Origin of the sequence: Streptomyces termitum (assembly GCF_014650175.1) — a bacterium.
GTDB classification, from domain to species: Bacteria; Actinomycetota; Actinomycetes; order Streptomycetales; family Streptomycetaceae; genus Streptomyces; species Streptomyces termitum.
Genome location: NZ_BMUL01000006.1, coordinates 49118 through 73417 on the forward strand (window position 1 = coordinate 49118; position 24300 = coordinate 73417).

Consider the following 24300-nt stretch of genomic DNA (forward strand, 5'->3'; position numbering starts at 1 on the left):
CAGGGGAGGATGTCCCAGGGGAGAATGTCCATACGGCCATTCTATCGGGCGCGGGCAACTGGGTTTCGGCCGCACGGGGGACCCGGCCGCGATCGGGAGCTTTCTCTCTTCTCGCCCGAGAGGGGAACAAAAGGGGCGACCGGCCGGAGGGCGTCCGATACTCGGCGGAGGGCGGCGGTCAGGACCGCCGCGCCGACGCGGAGGTGGACCGTGCAGTTCGACGACGACGCCCGACTCGACACCTCGGAGGTCAAGGATGTCCGCGGCAGCCGCGTCCCCGGCGGGCGGGCCACCATCGGCGGCGGCATCGCCGGGCTCGTCGCCCTCGTCCTCGGCCTCCTCTTCGGCGTCGGCCCCGAGCAGCTCGGGCTCACCGACGGCGGGGACCAGCCCGCCGCCAGCTCCTCCTCCGCCGCCGAGGTGAACCGCAGCTGCCGGACCGGCGCCGACGCCAACAGCCGCGAGGACTGCCGCACGGTCGCCGTGGCCAACAGCCTCCAGGACTACTGGCGGGCCGAGTACACCCGCCGCGGCGGCACCTACTCCCCCGCCACCACCGTCCTGTTCACCCAGCGGGTGAACACCGCCTGCGGCGCGGCGACCTCCGCCGTCGGCCCCTTCTACTGCCCCGGCGACCGACAGGTCTACCTCGACCTCGGCTTCTTCGACGAGCTGCGGACCACCTTCGGCGCCGACGGCGGGCCCTTCGCCCAGGCGTACGTGGTGGCCCACGAGTACGGGCACCACATCCAGAACCTGATGGGCACGCTCAGCCGGGCCCAGGACGGGCGGACCGGGGCCGGGTCCAACGCCGTGCGGGTCGAGCTCCAGGCCGACTGCTACGCGGGCGTGTGGGCGCGGCACGCGACCGGCACCCCCGACGAGTCCACCGGCCGGCCGCTGATCACCCGCCTGGACGACGCCGACATCCGCGACGGCCTCGACGCGGCGGCCGCCGTCGGCGACGACCGGATCCAGGAGCGCTTCCAGGGCCGGGTCACCCCGGAGAGCTGGACGCACGGCTCCGCCGCGCAGCGCCGGCAGTGGTTCCGCACCGGATACGACACCGGCGACATGGCCCGCTGCAACACCTTCCGGTGAACCCGCCGCCCCGGTTCGGCCGGGGCCGCGGGGCGGGCACCGGCGGCGGGTCAGGAGCCGCCGGTGTGGACCTGGAAGGCCGCCCGGCGGACCGCCTTGGCCAGGGCCGGGTCCGGGTGGGCCGCCGCCAGCGCCACCAGCACCTGCACCGTCCGGGGATGGCCCACCGCCCGCACCTCGTCCAGCAGCGCCGGGACCGTGCCCTGCACCGCCGAGTCCAGGTGCCGGACCAGCAGCTCGCTCTCCCCGTGGTCGGCGACGGCCGCCGCCGTGTCCACCCACAGCCAGGTCGCCTCCTCCCGGGTCAGGACCTCCGGGGCGTCGTCCGGGTCGGTGCCCTCGTACTCGGCGAGCCAGAGCAGCGCGTACGGGCGCAGCGACGGCTCCGCGACGGCGGCGCGGACCTCCGCCTCCGCCGGGGCGCCGACCACCCGCAGCGCCTCGAAGGCGAGCCCGCGCAGCAGGGCGTCCTCGCCGCGCGCCACCCCCACCAGCTCGGCGACCGCGCCGGCCAGCGTGCGGGCCGCCAGCCACGCCCGGTACTCGTCGCGGGCCGGGCCCGGCCGCAGCCGGGCGCAGCCCCGGAGCATGTCGGCGGCCGACTGCTCGATGTTGCCCGCCGGGCTCTGCGCGGCCACGCAGATCTGCTCCAGCTTGACCCAGACCGCCCAGTTGCCCAGCGGCGTCAGCGTCGCCTGCCGGCCCTCGGGCTCCCGGTCCAGGGTCAGCGCGCCCACCTCCGCCAGGCCCTCCAGGGCCCAGTCGAGGAGCCCCGGCAGACCGGCCGCCGGGGCCTCCGGCGCGGACGGGCGGACCGGCACGCCGTCGCCCGGCACCTCGCAGCGCTCCTCCCGCAGCTCGTCCACCCGCTGCCCCAGGAGGTCCAGGAGGACCGGGAGGAGCACCGGGCCCTGGGAGAGCTGGAGCAGCGACAGGACCTGCGGGACGGCCTCCACGACCTCCGCCACCGCCCCCGCCGGCACGCCCTCGGGGGCCGGGTGGACCAGGGACCAGGCGTCGAGGAGCGCGACCCAGCCGCGCAGCACGGCCGAATCGTCGCGGTCCCACGCCTGGAGCCGCCAGCCCGGCCGGACGGCGGCGCCGTGCAGCTCGACGAGGCCGGCCAGCCGGGCGCGGTCCCAGCCGGCCCGGATCCGCTCCGGCGTCAGGTCGAGCTCGGCGGCGGCCCGTTCGGCGTCCGCCGGGGTGTCCAGCGGGCCGCCGCCGGGCGCCTTCGCGGACATGCCGCGGGGACCCGTCTGCGCGCCGCGCGGCACGGCCGCCCAGCGGGCGATCCGCACGGCGTCGGCCAGGACGAGCCGGGCCTGCCGGGCCAGTTCCGCGCGGGGCGGGGTGCCCTCGGGCGGCCTCGGGGCGGGCCGGGTGCGCCGCGTCGTCGCGGCCCGCCGGGCGGTGGCGAGGGACCGCGGACGGACGAGTCGGAGTCTGGAGTTGCGCGCCAATGGTTCATCGGGCTTTCGAGACGTCACGGGGGCAGTCTTCCCGCTGACGGCCCGAAAGCCCAATCGGAATCCCCCCGCGCCCCGTCCCCGCGCGGGGACGGCGTGGCGGGGCGGCCCCGGGGGGTCACATGAGGGGGGTGAGGAAGCGGCGGAGGGCCTCTTCGTAGCGCAGGGGGTCCGCGTTCCACATGGCCGTGTGCGGAGCCTCCCGAACGGTGAGGAGGCTGACCAGGTCCGGCCGCCGGGCGGCGAGTTCGACGGAGGGCTCCCAGGGGGCGATCGTGTCGTCCGGCCCGTGGGCGAGGAGGACGGGGACCCGCAGGGCGTCCGGCGCGGTCGCGGCGGCGAGCCGGTCGGCGTGCGGCCCGGTGCGGCCGAGGGCGGCGCGGACGGCGAGCGGGACCAGCGGCCCGGGGACGCCGCGGGCGGCGGCGAGCCTGCGGACGGTGGTCTCCCAGTCGAGGACGGGCGAGTCGAGGACGAGGCCGACGATCCGGTCCCGTACCCCCGACTCGGCGGCGGCGCGCAGGGCCATGGAGGCGCCGGTGCCCCAGCCGTGCAGGACGATCTTCCCCGCCCCGCGCCGGACCGCGTACCGCAGGGCCGCGTCGACGTCGCGCCATTCGGTGTCGCCGAGCCGGCCGAGCCCGTCGGCGGGCGCGGGGGCGCCCTCGTCGCCGCGGTAGGCGGGAACGAGGACGGGGACGCGGCGGCGGGCGTAGAAGGGGACGAGGTTGAGGGCGTGCTCGCGGCCGGTGCCGACGCCGTGGACGGTGACCACCCAGGTGGGGCGGGGGCCGGTGACGAGCCAGGCGGGCAGCGGGCCGAGTTCGCCGGGGAGCTCGATGTCCTCGTGGGGCAGGCCGAGGGCGGTCTCGGGGGTGCCGGTGTGGAGCTGGGGGGTGAGGCGGACGCGGGTGCCGGGCGCGAGGGCGCCGCGCTCGACGCGTTCGAGGCGGCGGACGACGGTGTCGGCGGTGTGCGGGAAGCGGTCGAGCGGGGGGCCGACGACGGCGTGCAGGCCGTGCCCGGTCATCCCGTACGTGCCGGGGCGCAGCGAGGCGAGGCTGCGGGTGAGGGTGACCCGGTCGGGTCCGGTGGCGTGGACGGTGAGTCGGGGGTCGCCGGGCAGGGGGCGGCCGGAGGCCGTCCCGAGGGCGACCTCGCTGGCGTGGCGGCCGGCCGCGACCGCGACCGCGCCGACACCGATCAGAGTGGTGACGGCCGCTGCCGTCGCTGTAGCCGGGCGCACGTTCCCAGTCTCGGCAGGAGCCCGGCAGCCTGCCACCGGACGGGGCCATCGGCGGGACGGGACGGCCCGGAGACGCTCCCGAAGGGGCCCGGGAGCGCCCCCTTCCTGCCCCCAAGAGGGTGATGAGGGTCTCCTCCTGGGGTGATGTGTGCGGAGGGTTCGGGGGTGGTGGTGTCCAGGGGGTGGAACATGTCCGGGTGGACAGAAAGCCCGGTCCGTCCGGTGCGTCCGGTACCGGGCGGTATTACCGGGGGTCACGGGTGACCGGATGGTGGACACCGGGACCGCGCCGAGGCGCGTCCGAGGGCCAAGCGGAATCCTCGCGCGCCGATTAGGGACACCGTGATGCCCCGCCCAGTTCACCTTCTGTTCACTCAGATTGCCTACGTTCAACCAGCCACTGACGTCAAACGATTGCCTGGGTAAATGGAACACATCACGCTGCTGCTCGCCATTGTGGTCGTGACAGCTCTCGTGTTCGATTTCACGAACGGTTTCCACGACACCGCCAACGCGATGGCGACCACCATCTCGACCGGTGCGCTCAAGCCCAAGACGGCGGTGGCCATGTCCGCCGTGCTGAACCTGGTCGGTGCCTTCCTCTCCGTCGAGGTCGCCAAGACGATCTCCGGCGGCATCATCAATGAGGAGGGCATCAGAACCGAAGTGATCTTCGCCGCCCTCGTCGGCGCCATCCTGTGGAATCTGCTGACCTGGCTCCTCGGCCTGCCGTCGAGCTCCTCCCACGCCCTCTTCGGCGGCCTCATCGGCGCCGCGGTCATGTCGGCCGGCTGGTCGGCCGTCAACGGCTCCACCATCGTCACCAAGGTCCTCATCCCGGCCGTAGCCGCGCCGATCGTCGCCGGCCTCGCCGCGGCGGCCGCGACCAAGCTGACGTACCGGATCAAGGCGAACCCCGAGGCGAAGGCCACGGCCAAGGGCTACCGGGCCGGCCAGATCGCCTCCGCCGGTCTCGTCTCGCTCGCCCACGGCACCAACGACGCCCAGAAGACGATGGGCATCATCACCCTCGCCCTGGTCACCCAGGGCGTCGTCGCCCCCGGCTCGAACCCTCCCCTGTGGGTCATCGTCTCGGCCGGCATGGCGATCGCGCTCGGCACCTACCTCGGCGGCTGGCGCATCATCCGCACCATGGGCAAGGGCCTCACCGACCTCCAGCCGCAGCAGGGCTTCGCCGCCCAGACCAGCGCCGCGACGGTCATCCTGGCCTCCTCGCACCTCGGCTTCTCCCTCTCCACCACCCAGTCCTGCTCGGGTGCCGTGATGGGCGCCGGCCTCGGCCGCAAGGGCGGCGTCGTCCGCTGGTCGACCGCCACCCGGATGTTCGTCGCCTGGGGTCTGACGCTCCCGGCCGCCGGCCTGGTCGGCGCGGGCGCCGAGTTCCTCACCAAGCAGGGCACCTGGGGCATCGTCCTGGTGGCGGTCCTCCTGGTCGGCGGCTCGGCCGTGATCTGGGCGCTCTCCCGCCGCCAGCCGGTGGACCAGCACAACGTCACCGCCGACGACCTGGACGCGCCGGCCGAGGCGCCGGGCGTCGTGACCACCGCCATCGCGGCCGTCACCCCGCCGCCCGCCGCGGGCTCCGTCGCCGCGGTCGCCGACGAGGGCCTCAAGAGCACCATCCCCACCCCGGGTCCCACCGACCCCGCCGCTCCCCCGGCCCCCGCCGCCGCGGTCTAAGGAACTGGAACCAAGCGCATGAAGATCGACTGGGCAGCTCTCGGCTCCGTCTTCGGGGTCAGCCTCGTGGCCACCGTCGCCCTCGTGGGCCTCTTCTCCCTCGGCATCGTCGGCCTCACCAAGCAGGAGGCCGCCGAGGCCCGGGGCGGCTCCGCCGTCCTCGCCCGCACCGGCGCCTACGCCTGCTTCGCGCTCTGCGCGGCCGCCGTCGCCTACGGCATCTACCTGATCGTCGCCTGACCGGCGGTCCCCGGACGGGGCGGTCCGTGCCTGCGGGTGCGGGCCGCCCCTCCGTCGTGTCTGTGGCGCTTCGCACAGTGACCCGCCGCAGGTCAAGCCCGGGTTGACGGCTGTTCGCGGGGCGTGGTGGACTGCCGGGGCCATTACGGCGGCAATGGAGAGGAAGCCCGGTGCGATTCCGGCGCGGTCCCGCCACTGTGACCGGCCCCCGCGACCAGCGGGGTCCGGGAGCCAGGAACTCTCGCCGCCGGTCACGTCGACCCAGGGCGCGGACCCTGAGTGAGGACACGCCGCCATGCCCGGCCGCACCCCCGTGGCTTCCCGAGCCACCGCAGTCTTCGCGTACGGAGCGGCCGCCGGCCTCGCCGTCGACCTGCTCCTCGGCGACCCCCGCCGGGGCCATCCCGTCGCCGCCTTCGGGCGGGCCGCCGCCGCCGTCGAGGAGCGGCTGTGGCGCGACGACCGGGGCCGGGGCGTCCTGCACACCGCCGTCTGCGCCGGGACCGCCGTCGCGGCCGGCGCGCTGGCCGCCCGGACGGTGCGGGGCAGCCGCGCCGCCTCCGCCGCGCTGACCGCCGCCGCCGTGTGGGCCGTCGTCGGCGGGACGACCCTGGGCCGGGAGGCCCGCGCGATCGGCGGCGCCCTCGAAGCGGGCGACCTGGAGGCCGCCCGCGAGCGGCTGCCGCACCTGGTGGGGCGCGACCCGCAGGCCCTGGACGGTCCGGCGATGGCCCGCGCGGTCGTCGAGTCGGTCGCCGAGAACACCTCCGACGCGGTCGTCGGCGCCCTGGTCTGGGGCGCCGTCGCGGGCGTGCCGGGACTGCTCGGCTTCCGGGCCGTCAACACCCTGGACGCCATGGTCGGCCACAGGTCCCCGCGCCACCGCCGCTACGGCTGGGCCTCGGCCCGCCTCGACGACGCGGCCGGCTGGCCGGGCGCCCGGCTCACCGCCGCCCTCGCCACCGTCGCGGGAGGGGACCCGCGCGGGGCCGTACGGGCCTGGCGGGCCGACGCGGCGAAACACCCCAGCCCCAACGCCGGACCGGTCGAGGCGGCGTTCGCGGGCGCCCTGGGCGTACGGCTCGGGGGGACGCTCTCGTACGGCGGGCGGGTCGAGCACCGGCCCGTGCTGAACGGGGCGGGGCGGCCCGTGGCGGTCGCCGACATCGACCGGGCGGTGCGGCTCTCGCGCCGGGTGACCTGGCTGACCCTGGCCGCCTGCGCGGGCGGCCGGCTGATCGTGGACGCGGCGAAGCGGAGGACGAAGTGAGGGGTGGGGGGCTGCTCGTCGCCGGGACGACCTCCGACGCGGGCAAGAGCGTCGTCACGGCGGGCATCTGCCGCTGGCTGGTCCGGCGGGGCGTGAGCGTCGCGCCGTTCAAGGGGCAGAACATGTCCCTCAACTCCTTCGTGACCCGGGAGGGCGCCGAGATCGGGCGCGCCCAGGCCATGCAGGCGCAGGCCGCCCGGGTCGAGCCGACCGCGCTGATGAACCCGGTGCTGCTCAAGCCGGGGAGCGACCGGTCCAGCCAGGTCGTGCTCATGGGGAAGCCGGTCGGCGAGATGAGCGCCCGGGGCTACCACGGGGGGCGGCAGGCGTCGCTCTTCGAGCCGGTGATGGCCTGCCTGGAGGAGCTGCGGGCCACCTACGACGCGGTGATCTGCGAGGGCGCGGGCAGCCCGGCCGAGATCAACCTGCGGCGCACCGACATCGTCAACATGGGCATCGCGCGGGCCGCCCGGCTGCCCGTGGTGGTGGTCGGCGACATCGACCGGGGCGGGGTCTTCGCCCAGTTCTTCGGGACAACGGCGCTGCTCGCGCCCGAGGACCAGGAGCTGGTCGCCGGATACCTGGTGAACAAGTTCCGGGGCGACGTGACGCTGCTCGAACCCGGGCTCGACATGCTGCGCGGGCTGACCGGCCGCCGGACCTTCGGCGTGCTGCCGTACGCGCACGGCCTCGGCATCGACGAGGAGGACGGCATGGGGGTCCCCCCTGGTCGAGCGAAGTCGAGACCTTGGGGGAGGGTGTCGCTGCGGGGCGCGGTCCGCGAGTCGGTCGTCGCGCCGCCGGTCGGCGCCGACGTGCTGCGGGTCGCGGTCTGCGCCGTACCGCTCATGTCCAACTTCACCGACGTGGACGCGCTGGCCGCCGAGCCGGGCGTGATCGTGCGGTTCGTGGACCGGCCGGAGGAGCTGGCCGACGCGGACCTCGTCGTCCTGCCCGGCACCCGGGGCACGGTCAAGGCGCTGGCGTGGCTGCGCGAGCGGGGCCTCGCCGACGCGATCGCCCGGCGCGCCGCCGAGGGCCGCCCGGTCCTCGGGATCTGCGGCGGCTACCAGGCCCTCGGCGAGCGCATCGAGGACGAGGTCGAGTCGCGGGCGGGCGCGGTCGACGGGCTCGGGCTGCTGCCCGTACGGGTGCGGTTCGCGCGCGAGAAGACGCTCGCCCGGCCGGTCGGCGAGGCGCTCGGCGAGCGGGTCGAGGGGTACGAGATCCACCACGGCGTCGCGGACGTGCGCGGCGGGGAGGCGTTCGTCTCCGACGGCGAAGGACGCGGCCTGGACGGCTGCCGGGTCGGCGCCGTGTGGGGCACCCACTGGCACGGGTCCCTGGAGGGCGACGGCTTCCGGCGGGCGTTCCTGCGGGAGGTCGCGGCGGCGGCGGGCCGGGCCTTCGTGCCCGCCCCCGACACCTCCTTCGGCACCCTGCGCGAGGAGCAGCTCGACCGGCTCGGCGACCTGATCGAGGAGCACGCCGACACGGACGCGCTGCTGCGGCTCGTCGAGGAGGGCCCGCCGAAGGGCCTGCCGTTCGTCCCGCCGGGCGCGCCGTGAGCGCCCGGTCCGTCCCGTCATCCGTACGCACCGAAGGAGTGGGCCCCCGATGAGCACCCGTTTTCCGTTCACCGCCGTCGTCGGAATGGACGACCTGCGGCTCGCGCTGCTGCTGAACGCCGTCAGCCCGAGCGTGGGCGGGGTGCTCGTGCGGGGCGAGAAGGGGACCGCGAAGTCGACCGCCGTACGGGCCCTCGCCGAGCTGCTGCCCGAGGTGGCCGTCGTCGACGGGTGCCGGTTCAGCTGCGATCCCGCCGCGCCCGATCCCGGCTGCCCGGACGGGCCCCACCGGGACGCGGGGGCGGGGGCGCGGGCCGCGCGGATGGTCGAGCTGCCGGTCGGCGCGTCCGAGGACCGGCTCGTCGGCGCGCTGGACATCGAGCGGGCGCTCGCCGAGGGCGTGAAGGCGTTCGAGCCCGGGCTGCTCGCCGCCGCGCACCGGGGGATCCTCTACGTCGACGAGGTCAACCTGCTCTCCGACCACCTGGTGGACCACCTCCTCGACGCCGCCGCCATGGGCGCCTCGCACGTCGAGCGCGAGGGCGTCTCGGTGCGGCACGCCGCGCGGTTCCTGCTGGTCGGGACGATGAACCCGGAGGAGGGCGAGCTGCGGCCGCAGCTCCTCGACCGGTTCGGGCTGACCGTGGAGGTGGCCGCCTCCCGGGTGCCCGAGGAGCGGGTGGAGGTCGTACGGCGGCGGCTGGCGTTCGAGGACGACCCGGCCGGCTTCGCCGCCCGCTGGGCCGGGGAGGAGACCGCGCTGCGCGAACGGATCGCCGCCGCACGGGAGTTGCTGCCCCGGGTGGTCCTCGGGGACGGCGCGCTGCTCCAGATCGCCGCCACCTGTGCCGCGTTCGAGGTGGACGGCATGCGCGCCGACATCGTCATGGCGAGGACCGCGACCGCGCTCGCCGCGTGGGCGGGCCGGGCGGAGGTGACGGGCGAGGACGTGCGGCAGGCCGCGCTGCTCGCGCTCCCCCACCGGCGGCGGCGCAATCCGTTCGACGCGCCGGGGCTCGACGAGGACAGGCTCGACGAGACCCTGGAGCGGTTCGGGGACGACGCGCCGAAGGACGATCCGGACCCGGAGCCCGACGGGCCCGGTGACGGCGGCCCCGGGGACGGCGGGCCCGGCGGGGGTGGCGGCGGGGTGCCGCCGCAGGGCGGCGAGGGGCCCGCGCCCGAGACCGGCGACGGGCCCGGGGAGACCTCCGCGCCCGAGACCGTCGACATGCCGGAGAAGGCGCCCGCGCCCGCTTCCGGCGGGGGCGCGGGCGAGCGGGCCGCTGTGAAGGCCGCCGAGCCGTTCCGTACGAAGGTGCTGAGCGTGCCCGGACTGGGCGAGGGGGCCGCCGGGCGGCGGTCCCGGGCCCGGACCGAGCACGGGCGGACCACCGGGGAGACCCGGCCCCGGGGCGTGCTGACCAAGCTGCACCTGGCCGCGACCGTACGGGCCGCCGCCCCGCACCAGCGGGCGCGCGGGCGGTCCGGGCCGGGGCTCGTGGTGCGCCGGGACGACCTGCGGCAGGCGGTGCGGGAGGGGCGCGAGGGGAACCTGGTGCTGTTCGTGGTGGACGCCTCCGGGTCGATGGCGGCGCGGCGGCGGATGGGCGCCGTGAAGGGCGCCGTGCTCTCGCTGCTGCTCGACGCCTACCAGCGGCGGGACAAGGTCGGCCTGGTCACCTTCCGGGGGCGGGACGCCGAGCTGGCGCTGCCGCCGACCTCGTCCGTGGACGCGGCGGCGGCCCGCCTGGAGGAGCTGCCCACCGGGGGCCGTACGCCGCTGTCCGCCGGGCTGCTCAGGGCGCACGACGTGCTGCGGGTGGAGCGGCTGCGGGACCCCTCGCGCCGGCCGCTGCTCGTCGTCGTGACCGACGGGCGGGCCACCGGCGGCGGCCCGGACCCGGTGGGGCTGGCGGCGCGGGCCGCGCGGCTGCACGCCGCCGACGGCACGGCGGCCGTCGTCGTGGACTGCGAGGCGGGCCCGGTGCGGCTCGGCCTCGCCGGGAGCCTCGCCCGTGATCTGGGCGGCACCGCCGTCACCCTGGACGAACTGCGGGCCGACGCGATCGCCGGGCTCGTACGAGAAGCACAGGACAACCGCTCTGTCAGGAGGGCCGCTTAATGCCGCAGGGACAGCCGACCGTCGTGCCCGACGACGGCCTCACGACCCGTCAGCGCCGCAACCGGGCACTGGTGATGGTGCACACGGGCGTCGGCAAGGGGAAGTCGACGGCCGCCTTCGGGATGGCGCTGCGCGCCTGGAACCAGGGCTGGCCGATCGGGGTGTTCCAGTTCGTGAAGTCCGCCAAGTGGAAGGTCGGCGAGGAGAACGCCCTCAAGGCGCTCGGCGAGACCGGCAAGGGCGGCACCGTCACGTGGAACAAGATGGGCGAGGGCTGGTCCTGGATCCAGCGCGAGACCGCCGAGGGCGAGCCGTCGCACGAGGACAAGGCGCGCGAGGGCTGGGAGCAGGTCAAGCGGGACCTGGCCGAGGAGACGTACAAGTTCTACGTCCTCGACGAGTTCGCGTACCTGCTGCACTGGGGCTGGATCGACGTGGCGGAGGTCGTGGAGGTGCTGCGGGACCGGCCCGGTCAGCAGCACGTCGTCATCACCGGCCGCAACGCGCCGCGGGAACTGGTGGACTTCGCCGACCTCGTCACCGACATGTCCAAGGTGAAGCACCCGATGGACGCCGGCCAGAAGGGCCAGCGGGGCATCGAGTGGTAGCACGTCTCGTCATCGCCGCGCCGTCGTCGGGCGCGGGCAAGACCACGGTGGCGACCGGTCTGATGGCCGCGTTCGCCGGACGCGGGCTCGCGGTCTCCCCGCACAAGGTGGGGCCCGACTACATCGACCCGGGCTACCACGCGCTCGCCACCGGCCGCCCGGGGCGCAACCTCGACGCGTTCATGTGCGGCACGGGCCTGGTCGCGCCGCTGTTCGCGCACGGGGCGCGCGGCTGCGACCTGGCCGTCGTCGAGGGCGTGATGGGGCTGTACGACGGCGCCGCCGACCAGGGCGAGCTGGCCTCGACCGCGCAGGTGGCCAAGCTCCTGAGGGCGCCGGTGGTGCTGGTCGTGGACGCCTCCTCGCAGTCGCGGTCGGTGGCGGCGCTCGTGCACGGCTTCGCGTCCTGGGACCCGGAGGTGCGGATCGGCGGCGTGATCCTGAACAAGGTCGCGACCGACCGGCACGAGCACCTGCTGCGGGAGGCGCTGGGCGAGTCGGGGGTGCCGGTCCTCGGCGTGCTGCGGCGGGCACCGGCGGTGGAGACGCCGTCCCGGCACCTGGGGCTGGTGCCGGTGGCGGAGCGGCGGGCGCAGGCCGTGGACGCGGTCGCCGCGCAGGCCGAACAGGTGCGTGCCGGGTGCGACCTGGAGGGGCTGCTCGCGCTCGCCCGGTCGGCGCCGCCGCTCTCCGCAGAGCCGTGGTCGCCGTCCGCGGAGCGGGCGGGCGCTTCGCGGGACGGAACGGACGGGCACGACGCGGCCGGCGGCCGGCGGACGGCGCCCGGCTCCGGCCGGAGGCCGACGGTGGCCGTCGCGGGCGGCGCGGCGTTCACGTTCTCGTACGCCGAGCACACCGAGCTGCTGGAGGCGGCCGGCGCGGAGGTCGTCGCCTTCGACCCGCTGCGGGACGAGGCGCTCCCCGAGGGGACGGCCGGCCTCGTCATAGGCGGCGGCTTCCCCGAGGTGTACGGGGCGGAGCTGTCGGCCAACGAGCCGCTGCGGAAGGCCGTGGCGGAGCTCGCCGCGTCCGGGGCGCCGGTCGCCGCCGAGTGCGCCGGGCTGCTGTACCTCGCGCGGTCGCTGGACGGGCACCCCATGTGCGGGATCCTCGACGCCGACGCGCGCATGTCGGGGCGCCTGACGCTCGGTTACCGGGACGCCGTCGCCGTGGGCGACAGCCCGCTCGCGGCGGCCGGGACCCGGGTGCGGGGGCACGAGTTCCACCGCACGGTGATCGAGCCGGGCGCGGGCGAGCGGCCCGCCTGGGGGCTCTTCCAGCCGGAGCGGCGCCTTGAGGGCTTCGTACGGGGCGGGGTGCACGCCAGCTATGTGCACACGCACTGGGCGGGGGCGCCGGGGACGGCCGCACGGTTCGTGGAGCACTGCGGGTGAGTTCAGCCGCCGGAGAGGCCCACCACGAGCCAGATGAAGGCCACGCCCGCCACCGTGCACAGCAGGGTGGAGCGGGCGGGGTGTTCGTGGTGCGCCTCGGGCAGGATCTCGGCGGCGGCCAGGTAGAGCAGGGCGCCGCCGAAGAAGCCGAGATAGGCGCCGAGCAGTTCCTCCGGAAGGGTGAACAGCAGGGTGGAGGCGGCGCCGACGAGCGGGGCGACCGCGTCGGCGACGAGCATGCCGATCGCCTTGCGGCGGGCGTTCCCGTACAGGCTGGTGAGCGTGTACGTGTTGAAGCCGTCGGCGAAGTCGTGGGTGATGACGGCGAGCGCGACGGTGGCGCCCATGCCGCCGCCGACCTGGAAGGCGGCGCCGAGCGCGACGCCGTCCATGAGGCTGTGCAGGACCATCGCGGCGGCGGCCGTGAGTCCCACCTGGGGGACCCTCTCGCCCTCCTTCCGGCCGCCGCCCCCCGGCCGGGTGCCCTGCGCGGCCCCCCAGTCGGAACCGGCGCCGTGGGCGGCGCTGCGGACGGCGAGCAGGCGCTCCATGACGTGGGCGAAGAGGAAGCCGCCGACGAAGAGGAGCAGGGCCTCGGGGACGCCGAAGACGTCCTGCCCGGCGGCCTCCAGGGCCTCGGGGAGCAGGTCGAGGCCGACGACGCCGAGCATGAGGCCGCCGGCCAGGCCGAGGACCAGGTGGCGCCGGTCGGTGACGCGCTGCGCGACCCAGCCGCCGAACAGCGTCATGAGGAACGCGCCGAGCGCGACGACCACAGCCATGGCCCCTTGCTACCGGATGGTGCGCCGGGTCTGCACGTCGGCGTCGGGGTCCGCTCGGGGGCGACGGCGAAGGAGGTCCTGGAGCTGGTGGAGGCGGCGCTGACCCGGGCCGGGGAGGTCCTGGCGGAGGCAGGGCTCCCGGGAGCGGGGACTGCGGGGGGCGGTTCCCCGGAGGGCGGGTGCGTGGGGGTGTCCGCGCGCGTGGCCGGGTTCGCGACGGTGGAGGCGCGGGCGGCGGCGCCGGGGATCGTGGCGGCGGCGCGGCGGCTGGGGGTGCCGGTGACCGGGTTCCCGGCGCGGGTGCTGGCCGCCGTGCCCGTACCGCATCCGTCGGGGACGGTGCTGGCGGCGGCCGGGACGGCGTCGGTGGCGGAGGCGGCGGCGCTGCGGGCGGCGGGCCCCGGGGCGGTGCTGCTCGTGCCGAAGCGGAAGGGGCCGCGCGTGACGTGCGCGATCGCCGTCTCCGTCCCGGTTCGTCCCGGCGACGTGAGATCCGTCGCACGGTTGTCGCTCTTGACGTGCGGGTACATCGGTGGCGAGCCTGACTCACCCCCCACCATCCCCACCCCCCACACGACGGCGGACATGGACACCCACACGGACATCCCCCCGGCGGGCGGCCACGCCCACGACCTGCGGCACCACGGTGATGCCGAGGTCCGGGACGAGAGACTCACCGACCTCGCGGTCAACGTCCGGACGGCGACCCCGCCGGACTGGCTGCGGGAGCGGATAGCGCGGTCGCTGACCTCCCTGGCGGCCTATCCCGACGACCGGGCGGCGCGGGCGGCGGTGGCCGGGCGGCACGGGCTGCCAACCGGCCGGGTGCTGCTGACGGCGGGCGCGGCGGAGGCGTTCGTGCTGCTCGCGCGGGCGCTGCCGGTGCGGCGGCCGGTGGTGGTGCACCCCCAGTTCACCGAGCCGGAGGCGGCGCTGCGGGACGCCGGGCACGAGGTGCGCCGGGTGCTGCTGCGCGAGGAGGACGGCTTCCGGCTGGATCCGGCGGCGGTGCCCGAGGACGCGGACCTGGTGGTGATCGGCAATCCCACCAACCCGACGTCGGTGCTGCATCCGGCGGAGGCGATCGCGTCGCTGGCGCGGCCGGGGCGGTACCTGGTCGTGGACGAGGCGTTCATGGACGCGGTGCCGGGCGAGCGGGAGGCGCTGGCCGGGCGGACGGACGTGCCGGGGCTGGTGGTGCTGCGGAGCCTGACGAAGACCTGGGGTCTGGCGGGGCTGCGGATCGGTTACGCGCTGGCGGACCCGGACACGGTGGCGCTGCTGGAGCGGGCGCAGCCGCTGTGGCCGGTGTCGACGCCGGCGCTGGTCGCGGCGGAGGCGTGCGTGGAGCGGGCGGCGCTGGCGGAGGCCGAGGAGGCGGCGTACCGGATCGGCGTGGAGCGGGACCATCTCCTTGCGGGGCTGGCGGAGTTCGACGAGGTGCGGGTGGTGGCGGCGGCCGAGGGGCCGTTCGTGCTGCTGCGGATCGAGGGCGCGGACGCGGTGCGGGAGCGGCTGCGGCTGCTGGGGTTCGCGGCGCGGCGCGGGGACACCTTCCCGGGGCTCGACCGGCACTGGCTGCGGCTCGCGGTCCGGGACCGGGTGACGACGAATCGTTTCCTCCAGGCCCTGGACCAGGCCCTGCTGCTGGGCGGCTGACGGGCCCTCCGCTCACGGCGGCGGGCCCGGCTTCGGCGCCTTCTTCCGCTCCGGCCGCTGCCGCCCCGCGGACGCGGGAACGGCGGCGGGCCGGGGCGGGCGGTGTGGTCCACCGCCCGCCCCGGCCCGGTTCCCCCTCGGGTCCGCTCGGCCGCCCCCGTCCCCCGTGGGCGCGCTCCCCGTGGCGTCTCCCCCTCGGGCGGTCAGTTCTGGCCGCGGCGCCTGCGGGTCAGGGCGAGGGCGCCGCCGCCGGCCAGGACGAGGGCGAGGGCGCCGGCCGCGAGGTACGGGGTGGTGGAGCTGCCGCCGGTCTCGGCGAGGTTCTCGGTGGGGACCGCTCCGCCGTTGTTCGTCTTCGGGCCGCCGTCGTCCCCGGGCTCGGCGGGCCGCGTCGCGGGCCCGTCGGTCGGCTTGCCGGTGGGCTCCCCGGTCGGCTCCTGGGTGGGCTGTCCGGTCGGCTCCCCGGTGGGGGTGGGCTGCTGGGTCGGGGCGGGGCCGTCGGGCGTCTCGCAGGTGGCCTGCGCGAGGGTGACGGTGCCCTTGACCTTGGCGACGCCGAGGTCGAGCGGGTCGACCGCGACGTCGAGCTCCAGGGCGGTGGCGGCGGCGGTGCGCGCGGTGGTCCCGGTGCGGGAGAGGTCGAGGGTGACCCGGCCGACGCCGGGCACCTTGACCTCGGTGCGGCCGCCCGCGGTGAGGGTGACCTTCTTGCCGAGGACGCGGACGTGTCCGAGGACGTTGGACTCGGCGACCGGCTTCTTCCCGGTCGCGCAGACCGCCCGGGAGGTGACCTTCTCCAGTTCGACGACGGCGATCCGGGGGAGGCCGGGGACGTGGACGCGGGCCTTGGCGAGGTTGACGTACCCCTCGGCCTTCGCCTCGTCGACGGTGGCGGTCGAGGTGGCGACGTCGGCGCTGAGGATGTCGATCGGCTTGCCGCCCTCGGCGCCGCGCACCTTCAGGCTGAGCGCGGTCTCGCTCTCGCTCTCGGGCGCCTGGACCTCGTTGAGCGTGGCGCGGACCGGGACCTGGACGGTCTCGCCGAGGAGGGAGACGTCGAGTCCGGCGCGCAGCACGACGGCGGCGGCGCGGCCCTTGCCGTCCGCGGCCTGTGCCGCCGGTGCCGCGAGGAGCGCGGGACCGACGGCCAGGGCGGCAACGGTCGCGGCGGCCGCGGTGCGGCGTGCGGGCGCGCGGAAGGTGTTGCTGTTCAAGATGGTGGAACCCCCACAGGAGACATGGCGTCGCCGGCCGCTCGCCACGGGGACGGTGGGTCTGCGCGGCTCCGGCGACTGAGACACGGGAATCTTTACGCACGGAGAGTGAACCGACAGTCGCCTGACGTGAGTTCACTCCAAAGGGGGGTTTCCGTGTTCATTTTCGATTATTTTCGGCACAACCGTTCCCGCTTTTCCCGCGTGTTTCACAGGATGGGGTCCCGGAGGCACCGAGCGGACAAGCAGAACGATCCGCGCCCCGGCGGGGTCACGGATCGTCAACGCGGCACCTCACCCGGGTGGACCAGGGCCCGCCCGGCGGACCTTCGCCGGACGGACCCTAGGGCCGCCAGTACCCCAGCGCGTGGACGCGCTCCTTCGGGAGGGCCAGTTCCTTGCGGACGTAGCCGGCCAGGGTCCGGGTGGTGGCGGTGTCGCAGGCGATCCACACGTACGCCTCCGGACCGGCGAGCGCGGGCAGTTCGGCCCTGACCCGCTCCACCAGCGCCGCGCCGGCCCGCTCGCGGGGCACCCGGCGCAGGTCGTGGCGGTCGGGGTCGACGCGGAAGGGCAGTTCCCCGTCCGCGTCGTGCCGGGTCTCGAACCAGACGGTCGCGGGCAGGTCCGGGTGCGCGTCGAGGAGCGAGTTGACGGCCGGCAGCGAGGCCGCGTCGCCGATCAGGAGCAGCCGCTCCGGGCGGGGTTCGGGGGTGGTGAAGCCGGTGCCCTGGAGGGTGGCCTCGACGGTGTCGCCGGGGGCGCAGGCGCGGGCCCAGTGACTGGCGGGCCCGTCGTGGAGGGCGAACTCCAGGCTGAAGGTGCCGGTTTCCGGGTCGGGGTCGACCAGGGTGTAGCCGCGCTGGTGCGGCCGGCCCGCGTTCTCGAACCAGATCCGGACCCACATGGTGGGGTGGACCCCGGCGGCGGCGAGCAGCCCGCCGTCGGTGAAGTGGACCCGCCGGTAGTCGTCGGTGACCCGCTCGGCCCCCGTGACGGTGAACGTGAAGTCCTTGGCGCCCATCAGTCTCAGGACCGCGCCCTGCCATCCGTGTCCCACCGCGTGCTCCTCCCCCGGCGGCCCATGGGTTACCGTGAGCCGACGATCAATTTAGGACAGCCTAACCTAAGGCTGCCCCGCATCGACAGGGACGGATCGGGACGGGCGTGAGCATCGAGGTCTACCGGGACGCGTACGGCGTTCCCCATCTGCGCGCCGGGAATCCCCGGGAACTCGCCTTCGCCCAGGGCCGGGTGACCGCGCGCGACCGGGCCTGGCAGCTGGAGGTCGAGCGCCACCGGGCCCGGGGCACCACCGCCGCCTTCCTCGGCCCCGACGAGACCGGCTGGGACGTCTTCGTCCGGCGCGCCCGGCTCGCCGACACCGCCCGCCGCTGCCTGGCCCGGCTGACGGAGACCGACCCCGCCACCGCGGACTGGGTCCGGGCCTACGCGGACGGGGTGAACGACGGACTGCCCGAAGGGGCCCGCCGCGCCCCCGAGTTCGCCGCCACCGGCCTCGTCCCCGGCCGCTGGGAGGCGTGGACGCCGCTCGCCGTCTGGCTCTCCACCCACATCCTCTTCGCCGGCTTCCCCACCAAGCTGTGGCGCGAGCGGGTCGCGGCCGGGCTCGGCGAGGAGTGGACGGAGCTCTTCGCCGCCGACGGCCCGGCCACCGCCGGCTCCAACGGCTGGCTGGTGACCGGCGAGCGGACCGCGAGCGGCGCCGCCCTGGTCGCCGGGGACCCGCACCGCTTCATCGAGGCGCCCGGCGTCTACCAGCAGATCCGGCTGGCCTGCCCCGAGTACGACGTCCTCGGCCTCGCCGTCCCCGGCGTGCCCGGACTCGCCCACTTCGGCCACGCCGGACCGGTCGCCTGGGCCATCACCAACGCGATGGCCGACTACCAGGACCTGTACCGGGAGCGGCTGCGGCGCACCGGCGACGGCGGCGTGGAGGCGTACGGCCCCGACGGCTGGGAACCGGCCGCCGTCCACACCGAGACGGTCGAGGTCTCCGGCGGCGACCCGGTCGCGGTCGAGGTGGTCGAGACCCGGCGCGGCCCGGTGATCACCGGCGACGGGCCGGCCGGGGTCGAGGGGGAGGGGGAGGGGCTCGCCCTTCGGTACGTGCCCCGGGTCACCGGCCGGCTCGGCTTCGAGGCCCTGCCGCGCCTGCTCGCCGCCCGGACCGTCGCCGACGTCGACGCCGCCCTCGACGACTGGGTGGAGCCGGTGAACGTGGTCCTCGCCGCCGACACCGCCGGTGGGCTGCTGCACCGGGTCGCCGGGCACGTGCCCGTACGGGACCGGGCCAACGCGCTGCGGCCCGTGCCCGCCTGGGACGCCCGGCACGCCTGGGGGCCAAAGCCCGCGCCGACGCCCCGGGCCGAGGTGACCGGCGGGCACGCGGTGATGGCCAACGCCCGGGGCATCGCCGCCCCGCTCGGCGTCGAGTTCGCCCCGCCGCACCGGGCCGACCGGATCGCCGCCCTCCTCGACGCCTCCGACGCCTGGACGCCCGGGGCGACCGCCGCCGTCCACCGCGACACCGACAACCGCTCGGCCGCCCCGCTGCTGGCCGCCGTCGCGCGCGCCGCCGATGGCCTCTCCCCCGCCGCCTCCGCCGTCCGCGACCGGCTGCTGGCCTGGGACCGGCGGATGGACGCCGACAGCGCCGACGCCGGACTGTACGCGGCCGTCCGGGGCGCCGTGGTGCGCCTGCTGACGGCCCACGACGCCTTCGCGGCGCTGCGCGGCCCCGCCCCGTACCCCGCCCTCTTCCACCCCTGGCTGCTGCTCCTCCCCCGGGTCGGCCTCGCCCTGGAGACGCTCCTGACCGGCGGTCCCGTGCCCGCCGGGGACGTCGACCGGATCGTCCGCGAGGCGCTGGAGGAGACCGGCGCGGGCGCGCCGCCGCCCGCCTGGGGGACCACCCACCGGCTCGCGCCCTGGCAGGCGCTGCCCGACCCCGACGACGCGCGGTGGCCGGGGCTCGGCGGCGACCACGACTGCGTGCTCTCCACCTCCAGCGTCCCCGGCTTCACCGACCGGAGCGCGCGGGCCTCCGCCGCCCGGTACGTGTGGGACCTCGCCGACCGCGAACGCGGCGGCTGGGCCGTGCCCTTCGGCGCGTCCGGGGTGGCCGGCGACCCGCACCACGAAGACCAACTCCCCCTGTGGCTGCGGGGCGACCTCGCCCCCGTCACCACCGACTGGCACCGTCTCACCAAGGAGCAGCAGGCATGACCACCCCCGTGCACGTCCAGACCGTCGAGGGCCTCGGCACCGTCTCCGTCCGGCCGATCGACCCGGCCTCGGACGCCCCGCTGATCCACGCCTGGGTCAACGAGGAGCGGGCGGTCTTCTGGGGCATGAACGGCACCACCGTCGAGCAGGTCAGGGACGTCTACGCCCACCTGGACTCGCTCACCACCCACCACGGCTTCCTGGTGGAGCTCGACGGGGAGCCGGTCGCGGTCTTCCAGACGTACGAGCCCGCCGCGGACCGGGTGAGCGAGTGCTACGAGGTCGAGGAGGGCGACGTCGGCTGCCACCTGCTGATCGCCCCGGCCGCCGCCCCGGCCCCCGGCTTCACCGCCGGGCTGCTCTCCGCGCTCGTCGCCTTCTGCCACCGCGACCACCTGCGGATCGTGGTCGAGCCGGACGCGGCCAACGAGAGGGCCGTCGCCCGCATGGTGCGGGCCGGCTTCGAGCTCGGCCCGGAGGTCGTCCTCCCCGAGGTGGACCTGCCGGAGGTCTTCATCCCGGAGAAGCGCGCCCGCCTGGCCTTCCTCCGCCGGGGCTGAACCGGACGGCGGCCGGACCGGCGAGGGCCGGGGGCCGGTCGGAACGCAGGCCCGGCCCCCGGCCCCCGTCAGGCGATGACCCGTCCCCGCAGGACGACCCGGTGGGGGGCGGCCAGGGCGCGGACGTCCGCGCGGGGGTCCTCGGCGTAGACGACGAGGTCGGCGGGGGCGCCCTCCTCCAGGCCCGGACGGCCCAGCCAGGACCTGGCCCGCCAGGTGGTGGCCGCCAGGGCGTCCAGCGCCGGGATGCCCGCCTTCGTCAGCTCCTCGACCTCCTGTGCGACCAGGCCGTGGGCGAGCGAGCCGCCCGCGTCGGTGCCGACGAAGACCGGGATGCCCGCGTCGAAGGCGGCGCGGACCGTGTCGTACCGCCGTGCGTGCAGCCGCCGCATGTGCGCCGACCAGCGGGGGAACTTCTCCTCGCCGCCGTCCGCGAGGTGCGGGAAGGTCGCGATGTTGACCAGGGTCGGCACGATGGCGACGCCCCGCTCGGCGAACAGCGGGATGGTGTCCTCGGTCAGCCCGGTGGCGTGCTCGACGCAGTCGATGCCCGCCTCGACCAGGTCGCGCAGCGAGTCCTCGGCGAAGCAGTGCGCGGTGACCCGGGCGCCCAGCCGGTGCGCCTCCGCGATGGCCGCCCCGACCTCGGCGCGCGGCCAGGACGGGGCCAGGTCGCCCACCTCGCGGTCGATCCAGTCGCCCACCAGCTTGACCCAGCCGTCGCCGCGCCGCGCCTCCCGCCCGACGTACTCCACCAGGTCGGCGGGCTCGATCTCGTGGGCGTAGTTGCGGATGTAGCGGCGGGGGCGGGCGATGTGCCGGCCGGCCCGGACGATCCTCGGCAGGTCCTCGCGGTCGTCGATCCAGCGGGTGTCCGAGGGCGAGCCCGCGTCCCGCAGGAGCAGGGCGCCCGCGTCCCGGTCGGTCAGGGCCTGCTTCTCGGCGGTGGCCGCGTCCACCGGGCCGTGCCGGTCGAGGCCGACGTGGCAGTGGGCGTCGACCAGGCCGGGCAGCGCCCAGCCGGTCACCTCCAGGGCCTCCCCGGCGGGCCGCTCGAAGGTGATCCGCCCGTCCACGCACCAGAGTTCGTCCCGTACGTCCTCCGGGCCGACGAGGACCCGCCCCCGCACGTGCAACACCTCGTGATCGCTCATGCCAGCACTGTACGAGGGCGGCCGGGAGGGTGGGCGTACGCTGGCCCCGGCCGTACCACCGACCCGAGAAGGCACCACCGTGACCGTGACACACCCGCTGCTGGACCTGGCCCCGATGACCGCCGCGCACTTCGCGTCGATCGAGCGGCGGGTCGCCGCGCTGCTCTCGACCGAGCAGGACGTGGTGATCACGCAGGGCGAGGCGCTGCTGCCCCTGGAGGGGTGCATCCGCAGCGGGGCGCGGGCCGGCTCGACCGCGCTGAACGTGGTGACCGGCCCGTACGGGCAGACCTTCGGCGACTGGCTGCGCGACTGCGGCGCCACCGTCGTCGACCTGGCCGTGCCCTTCCACACGGCGGTCACCGCCGAGCAGGTGGAGCGGGCGCTCGCCGAGCACCCGGAGATCGACTTCGTCTCGCTGGTGCACGCGGAGGCGGCGACCGGGAACACCAACCCGGTGGCGGAGATCGGCGAGGTCGTGCGGGCGCACGGCGCGCTGTTCTACCTGGACGCGGTCGCCTCGATCGGCGCCGAGCCGGTGCTGCCGGACGCCTGGGGCGTCGACATGTGCATCATCGGCGCGCAGAAGGCGATGGGCGGCCCGGCGGGCGTCTCGGCGGTGTCGGTGAGCGCGCGGGCCTGGGAGCGCTTCGCCGCCAACCCGGCCGCGCCGCGCCGCTCGTACCTCTCCCTCCTGGACTGGAAGGAGCGGTGGATCGACGGCGGCCGCAAGGCGCTGCTGCACGCCCCGGCGCAGCTGGAGATGCTGGCCCTGGAGGCGTGCGTGGAGCGGATCGAGGCGGAGGGCCTGGACGTGCTGATGGCCCGGCACGCCTCGGCGGCGGCGGCGACCCGGGCGGGCGCGGTGGCGCTGGGCGGCGGTCTGGAGCCGTACGTGCGCGAGGCGCGGGACGCGGCTCCGGTGGCGACGACGCTGCGGGTGCCGGCCGGGCTGAACGCCTCCGAGGTGGTGGCGAAGGCGCTGGCGGCCGACCCGTCGCTGCCGCTGATCGCGGGCGGCGGGGCGCTGGCCGCGGAGATGATCCGGGTGAACCACTACGGGGCCGACGCCACGCCGAACGCGGTGCAGTCGTCGCTGGCCGCGCTGGGCGCGGTGCTGGGCGAGGCGGGCCGGCCGGTGGACCTGGAGGGGGCGCGCCGGGCGGTCACCGCGGCCTGGTAGGCGGGACGCGTACGGGAGGGCGGGGTCCGGTGCCGGACCCCGCCCTCCCGTGCGTCCCGGGCCGGTTACAGCGCGGGGTAGTCGGTGTAGCCGGTCCGGTCGCCGCCGTACAGGGTGGCGGCGTCCAGCTCGTTGTAGGGGCCGCCGGCGCGCAGCCGGGCGGGCAGGTCGGGGTTGGCGGCGAAGAGGCGGCCGAAGGCAACGAGGTCGGCGACGCCCTCCTCGACGAGGGCGAGGTCGGCGGCGCCGGTGGGGCCCTCGGTGGCCGGGTTGAGGACGAAGGCGCCGGCGAAGCGCTTGCGCAGCTCGTGGACGAGGGGGCGGCGCTCGGGGGCGGTCTCCAGGACGTGGAGGTAGGCGATGCCGACGGGCTCGATGGCGTCGAGCAGCGCGCGGTAGATCTCCTCGGTGTCGGTCTCGGCGATGTCGTTGAGGGTGTTGGCCGGGGAGATGCGCAGGCCGGTGCGGTCGGGGCCGATCTCGGCGGCGACGGCGCGGACGACCTCGACGGCGAAGCGGACGCGGTTCTCGACGCCGCCGCCCCACTCGTCGGTGCGGTGGTTGGAGCCGGAGGCGAGGAACTGCTGGATCAGGTAGCCGTTGGCGCCGTGGATCTCGACGCCGTCGAAGCCCGCCTCGACGGCGTTGCGGGCGGCGGTGGCGAAGCCGGTGACGGCCTCGCGGACCTGGTCGCCGGTGAGGGCGCGCGGGGTGACGAAGTCCTTGGGTCCCTCGTGGGTGAAGACCTGTCCGGCGGCGGCGACGGCGGAGGGGCCGACGGGGTGCAGGTCGCCGTCGAGGAGGTCGGGGTGGCCGATCCGGCCGGAGTGCATGAGCTGGGCGAAGATCCGGCCGCCGCGCTCGTGGACGGCGTCGGTGACCTCGCGCCAGGCGGCGATCTGCTCGCGGCTGTGCAGGCCGGGGGTGTCGGGGTAGCCCTGGCCCTCGGGGACCGGCTGGACGCCCTCGGTGATGATCAGGCCGGCGGAGGCCCGCTGGGCGTAGTACTCGACGACGGCGTCGGTGGGGGTGCGGGTCTCCCCGTCGGCCCGGCTGCGGGTCATGGGGGCCATGGCGACGCGGTTGGCGAGGCGGGTTCCGGCGAGGTCGTAGGGGTCGAAGGCGGTGGTCATGACGGTCCCCTCACAGGAATTATGTGGTCGGCCAAGTATGTGGCCCGTCGCCACTGTAACCCATTCCTTGGCCAGCCAATCAAAAGTGCGGGTCACGGTAACCTGGAGGGGAGGAACCGCCCCGAGGAGCCCCGATGACCACAGCCGATCCCGCCTGTACCGACCAGACGCCGTCCGCCGCGCGCGGCGGCCCCGTCGGCATCACCCTGGCCCGGGTCGCCCGGGCGCACCGGATCGCGATGGGGCGGCGCCTGCGCGATCTGGGCCTCTACCCGGGCCAGGAGCTGATGATGATGCGGCTGTGGGACTGCGGGGCGGCCCGCCAGTCGGAGCTGATCCAGTCGCTCGGCCTGGACCCGTCCACTGTCACGAAGATGCTCCAGCGGCTGGAGCAGTGCGGATACGTGCGCCGCTCCCCCGACCCCGCCGACCGGCGCGCGGTCCTGGTCGAGACGACCGAGCGGGGGCGGGCGCTGCGCGCCGGGGTGGAGCGGGCCTGGTCCGACCTGGAGGAGAGCTCGCTGGCCGGCCTGGACCCGGCCGGCCGCGCCGAACTGGCCCGCCTCCTCGGCCTGGTCGCGGAGAACCTCCGCGACGAGGCGGACGAGGCGGGCGGCTGCGCACCGCTGAACTGCTGAAGCGCC

The 24300-nt window shown here is 76.1% G+C and carries 20 protein-coding genes and 1 riboswitch; of the genes, 13 read left to right on the forward strand and 7 right to left on the reverse strand.

The window, feature by feature from the left end; translation table 11 throughout:
* Window positions 1-210: 210 nt before the first annotated feature.
* A complete protein-coding gene (ypfJ, locus tag IE219_RS13190) occupies window positions 211-1101 on the forward strand; it encodes a KPN_02809 family neutral zinc metallopeptidase (RefSeq protein ID WP_189976868.1) in 891 nt (296 codons plus the stop codon).
* Window positions 1102-1151: 50 nt separating this feature from the next.
* Here the strand turns inward: ypfJ and IE219_RS13195 are convergent, their stop codons facing one another.
* Window positions 1152-2591, reverse strand: a complete 1440-nt coding sequence (locus IE219_RS13195; RefSeq protein WP_373298822.1) for a hypothetical protein — start codon at window positions 2589-2591, stop codon at window positions 1152-1154.
* Window positions 2592-2688: 97 nt separating this feature from the next.
* Complete coding sequence (locus IE219_RS13200) at window positions 2689-3816, reverse strand: alpha/beta hydrolase (protein ID WP_189976870.1); 1128 nt, start codon at window positions 3814-3816, stop codon at window positions 2689-2691.
* A 426-nt stretch (window positions 3817-4242) separates the two neighbouring features.
* Between IE219_RS13200 and IE219_RS13205 the strand changes: the two genes are divergently transcribed.
* The 7 genes from IE219_RS13205 to IE219_RS13235 all read left to right on the forward strand — a co-directional run bounded on the left by IE219_RS13205 (window position 4243) and on the right by IE219_RS13235 (window position 12722).
* Window positions 4243-5517 (forward strand): inorganic phosphate transporter, encoded by a 1275-nt coding sequence (locus IE219_RS13205; RefSeq protein ID WP_189976871.1) that lies wholly within the window; start codon window positions 4243-4245, stop codon window positions 5515-5517.
* Between the two features lie 18 nt (window positions 5518-5535).
* Window positions 5536-5757 (forward strand): hypothetical protein, encoded by a 222-nt coding sequence (locus tag IE219_RS13210; RefSeq protein ID WP_189976872.1) that lies wholly within the window; start codon window positions 5536-5538, stop codon window positions 5755-5757.
* Between the two features lie 159 nt (window positions 5758-5916).
* Window positions 5917-5998, forward strand: a riboswitch (cobalamin riboswitch).
* Window positions 5999-6052: 54 nt separating this feature from the next.
* A complete protein-coding gene (locus tag IE219_RS13215; protein ID WP_189976873.1) occupies window positions 6053-7027 on the forward strand; it encodes a cobalamin biosynthesis protein in 975 nt (324 codons plus the stop codon).
* Window positions 7024-8595 (forward strand): cobyric acid synthase, encoded by a 1572-nt coding sequence (locus IE219_RS13220; protein ID WP_189976874.1) that lies wholly within the window; start codon window positions 7024-7026, stop codon window positions 8593-8595. Before IE219_RS13215 ends, IE219_RS13220 begins: the two co-directional genes overlap by 4 nt.
* A gap of 49 nt (window positions 8596-8644) precedes the next feature.
* A complete protein-coding gene (locus IE219_RS13225) occupies window positions 8645-10720 on the forward strand; it encodes a putative cobaltochelatase (protein WP_189976875.1) in 2076 nt (691 codons plus the stop codon).
* Window positions 10720-11328: a cob(I)yrinic acid a,c-diamide adenosyltransferase gene (gene cobO / locus IE219_RS13230; protein ID WP_189976876.1), complete on the forward strand. Its 609-nt coding sequence runs from the start codon at window positions 10720-10722 to the stop codon at window positions 11326-11328. Before IE219_RS13225 ends, cobO begins: the two co-directional genes overlap by 1 nt.
* Window positions 11322-12722, forward strand: coding sequence for a cobyrinic acid a,c-diamide synthase CobB (locus IE219_RS13235; RefSeq protein ID WP_189976877.1), 1401 nt, complete (start codon window positions 11322-11324; stop codon window positions 12720-12722). The genes cobO and IE219_RS13235 overlap by 7 nt, the downstream gene beginning before the upstream one ends.
* 2 nt (window positions 12723-12724) lie before the next feature.
* Here the strand turns inward: IE219_RS13235 and IE219_RS13240 are convergent, their stop codons facing one another.
* Window positions 12725-13504 (reverse strand): ZIP family metal transporter, encoded by a 780-nt coding sequence (locus IE219_RS13240; RefSeq protein ID WP_189976878.1) that lies wholly within the window; start codon window positions 13502-13504, stop codon window positions 12725-12727.
* A gap of 6 nt (window positions 13505-13510) precedes the next feature.
* Between IE219_RS13240 and cobC the strand changes: the two genes are divergently transcribed.
* On the forward strand, window positions 13511-15163 hold the full coding sequence (cobC, locus tag IE219_RS13245; RefSeq protein ID WP_189976879.1) for an Rv2231c family histidinol phosphate aminotransferase CobC: 1653 nt from the start codon (window positions 13511-13513) through the stop codon (window positions 15161-15163).
* A gap of 203 nt (window positions 15164-15366) precedes the next feature.
* Here cobC and IE219_RS13250 read toward each other — a convergent pair whose 3' ends face one another.
* Both IE219_RS13250 and IE219_RS13255 read right to left on the reverse strand, forming a co-directional pair.
* Window positions 15367-16377 carry an SCO1860 family LAETG-anchored protein gene (locus tag IE219_RS13250; RefSeq protein ID WP_189976880.1) on the reverse strand — a complete coding sequence of 337 codons (1011 nt, stop codon included), beginning with the start codon at window positions 16375-16377 and terminating at the stop codon, window positions 15367-15369.
* A gap of 343 nt (window positions 16378-16720) precedes the next feature.
* A complete protein-coding gene (locus IE219_RS13255) occupies window positions 16721-17437 on the reverse strand; it encodes a siderophore-interacting protein (protein ID WP_189976881.1) in 717 nt (238 codons plus the stop codon).
* A 107-nt stretch (window positions 17438-17544) separates the two neighbouring features.
* On the opposite strand from IE219_RS13255, the gene IE219_RS13260 reads away from it, so the two are divergent.
* Together IE219_RS13260 and IE219_RS13265 are read left to right on the forward strand one after the other, a co-directional pair.
* Window positions 17545-19626, forward strand: coding sequence for a penicillin acylase family protein (locus IE219_RS13260; RefSeq protein ID WP_189976882.1), 2082 nt, complete (start codon window positions 17545-17547; stop codon window positions 19624-19626).
* The gene (locus IE219_RS13265; RefSeq protein WP_189976883.1) at window positions 19623-20186 is read left to right on the forward strand and encodes a GNAT family N-acetyltransferase; all 564 of its coding nucleotides are present in this window, start codon (window positions 19623-19625) and stop codon (window positions 20184-20186) included. Before IE219_RS13260 ends, IE219_RS13265 begins: the two co-directional genes overlap by 4 nt.
* Window positions 20187-20254: 68 nt before the next feature.
* On the opposite strand, the gene IE219_RS13270 is transcribed toward IE219_RS13265, so the two are convergent.
* Complete coding sequence (locus IE219_RS13270; RefSeq protein ID WP_189976884.1) at window positions 20255-21340, reverse strand: amidohydrolase family protein; 1086 nt, start codon at window positions 21338-21340, stop codon at window positions 20255-20257.
* A gap of 85 nt (window positions 21341-21425) precedes the next feature.
* On the opposite strand from IE219_RS13270, the gene IE219_RS13275 reads away from it, so the two are divergent.
* A complete protein-coding gene (locus IE219_RS13275) occupies window positions 21426-22523 on the forward strand; it encodes a pyridoxal-phosphate-dependent aminotransferase family protein (protein ID WP_189977294.1) in 1098 nt (365 codons plus the stop codon).
* Window positions 22524-22588: 65 nt separating this feature from the next.
* Here the strand turns inward: IE219_RS13275 and IE219_RS13280 are convergent, their stop codons facing one another.
* Window positions 22589-23656 carry an alkene reductase gene (locus IE219_RS13280; RefSeq protein WP_189976885.1) on the reverse strand — a complete coding sequence of 356 codons (1068 nt, stop codon included), beginning with the start codon at window positions 23654-23656 and terminating at the stop codon, window positions 22589-22591.
* 134 nt (window positions 23657-23790) lie between these two features.
* On the opposite strand from IE219_RS13280, the gene IE219_RS13285 reads away from it, so the two are divergent.
* Window positions 23791-24294, forward strand: a complete 504-nt coding sequence (locus IE219_RS13285; RefSeq protein WP_189976886.1) for a MarR family winged helix-turn-helix transcriptional regulator — start codon at window positions 23791-23793, stop codon at window positions 24292-24294.
* Window positions 24295-24300: the final 6 nt, after the last annotated feature.

What these genes read in the sequence shown, in the direction of transcription:
- IE219_RS13205 (WP_189976871.1), top strand. Translation starts at nt 4,243, where the DNA reads ATGGAACACATCACGCTGCTGCTCGCCATTGTGGTCGTGACAGCTCTC.
- IE219_RS13240 (WP_189976878.1), bottom strand. Translation starts at nt 13,504, where the DNA reads ATGGCTGTGGTCGTCGCGCTCGGCGCGTTCCTCATGACGCTGTTCGGC.
- IE219_RS13225 (WP_189976875.1), top strand. Translation starts at nt 8,645, where the DNA reads ATGAGCACCCGTTTTCCGTTCACCGCCGTCGTCGGAATGGACGACCTG.
- IE219_RS13285 (WP_189976886.1), top strand. Translation starts at nt 23,791, where the DNA reads ATGACCACAGCCGATCCCGCCTGTACCGACCAGACGCCGTCCGCCGCG.
- IE219_RS13280 (WP_189976885.1), bottom strand. Translation starts at nt 23,656, where the DNA reads ATGACCACCGCCTTCGACCCCTACGACCTCGCCGGAACCCGCCTCGCC.
- IE219_RS13215 (WP_189976873.1), top strand. Translation starts at nt 6,053, where the DNA reads ATGCCCGGCCGCACCCCCGTGGCTTCCCGAGCCACCGCAGTCTTCGCG.
- IE219_RS13270 (WP_189976884.1), bottom strand. Translation starts at nt 21,340, where the DNA reads ATGAGCGATCACGAGGTGTTGCACGTGCGGGGGCGGGTCCTCGTCGGC.
- IE219_RS13265 (WP_189976883.1), top strand. Translation starts at nt 19,623, where the DNA reads ATGACCACCCCCGTGCACGTCCAGACCGTCGAGGGCCTCGGCACCGTC.
- IE219_RS13210 (WP_189976872.1), top strand. Translation starts at nt 5,536, where the DNA reads ATGAAGATCGACTGGGCAGCTCTCGGCTCCGTCTTCGGGGTCAGCCTC.
- cobO (WP_189976876.1), top strand. Translation starts at nt 10,720, where the DNA reads ATGCCGCAGGGACAGCCGACCGTCGTGCCCGACGACGGCCTCACGACC.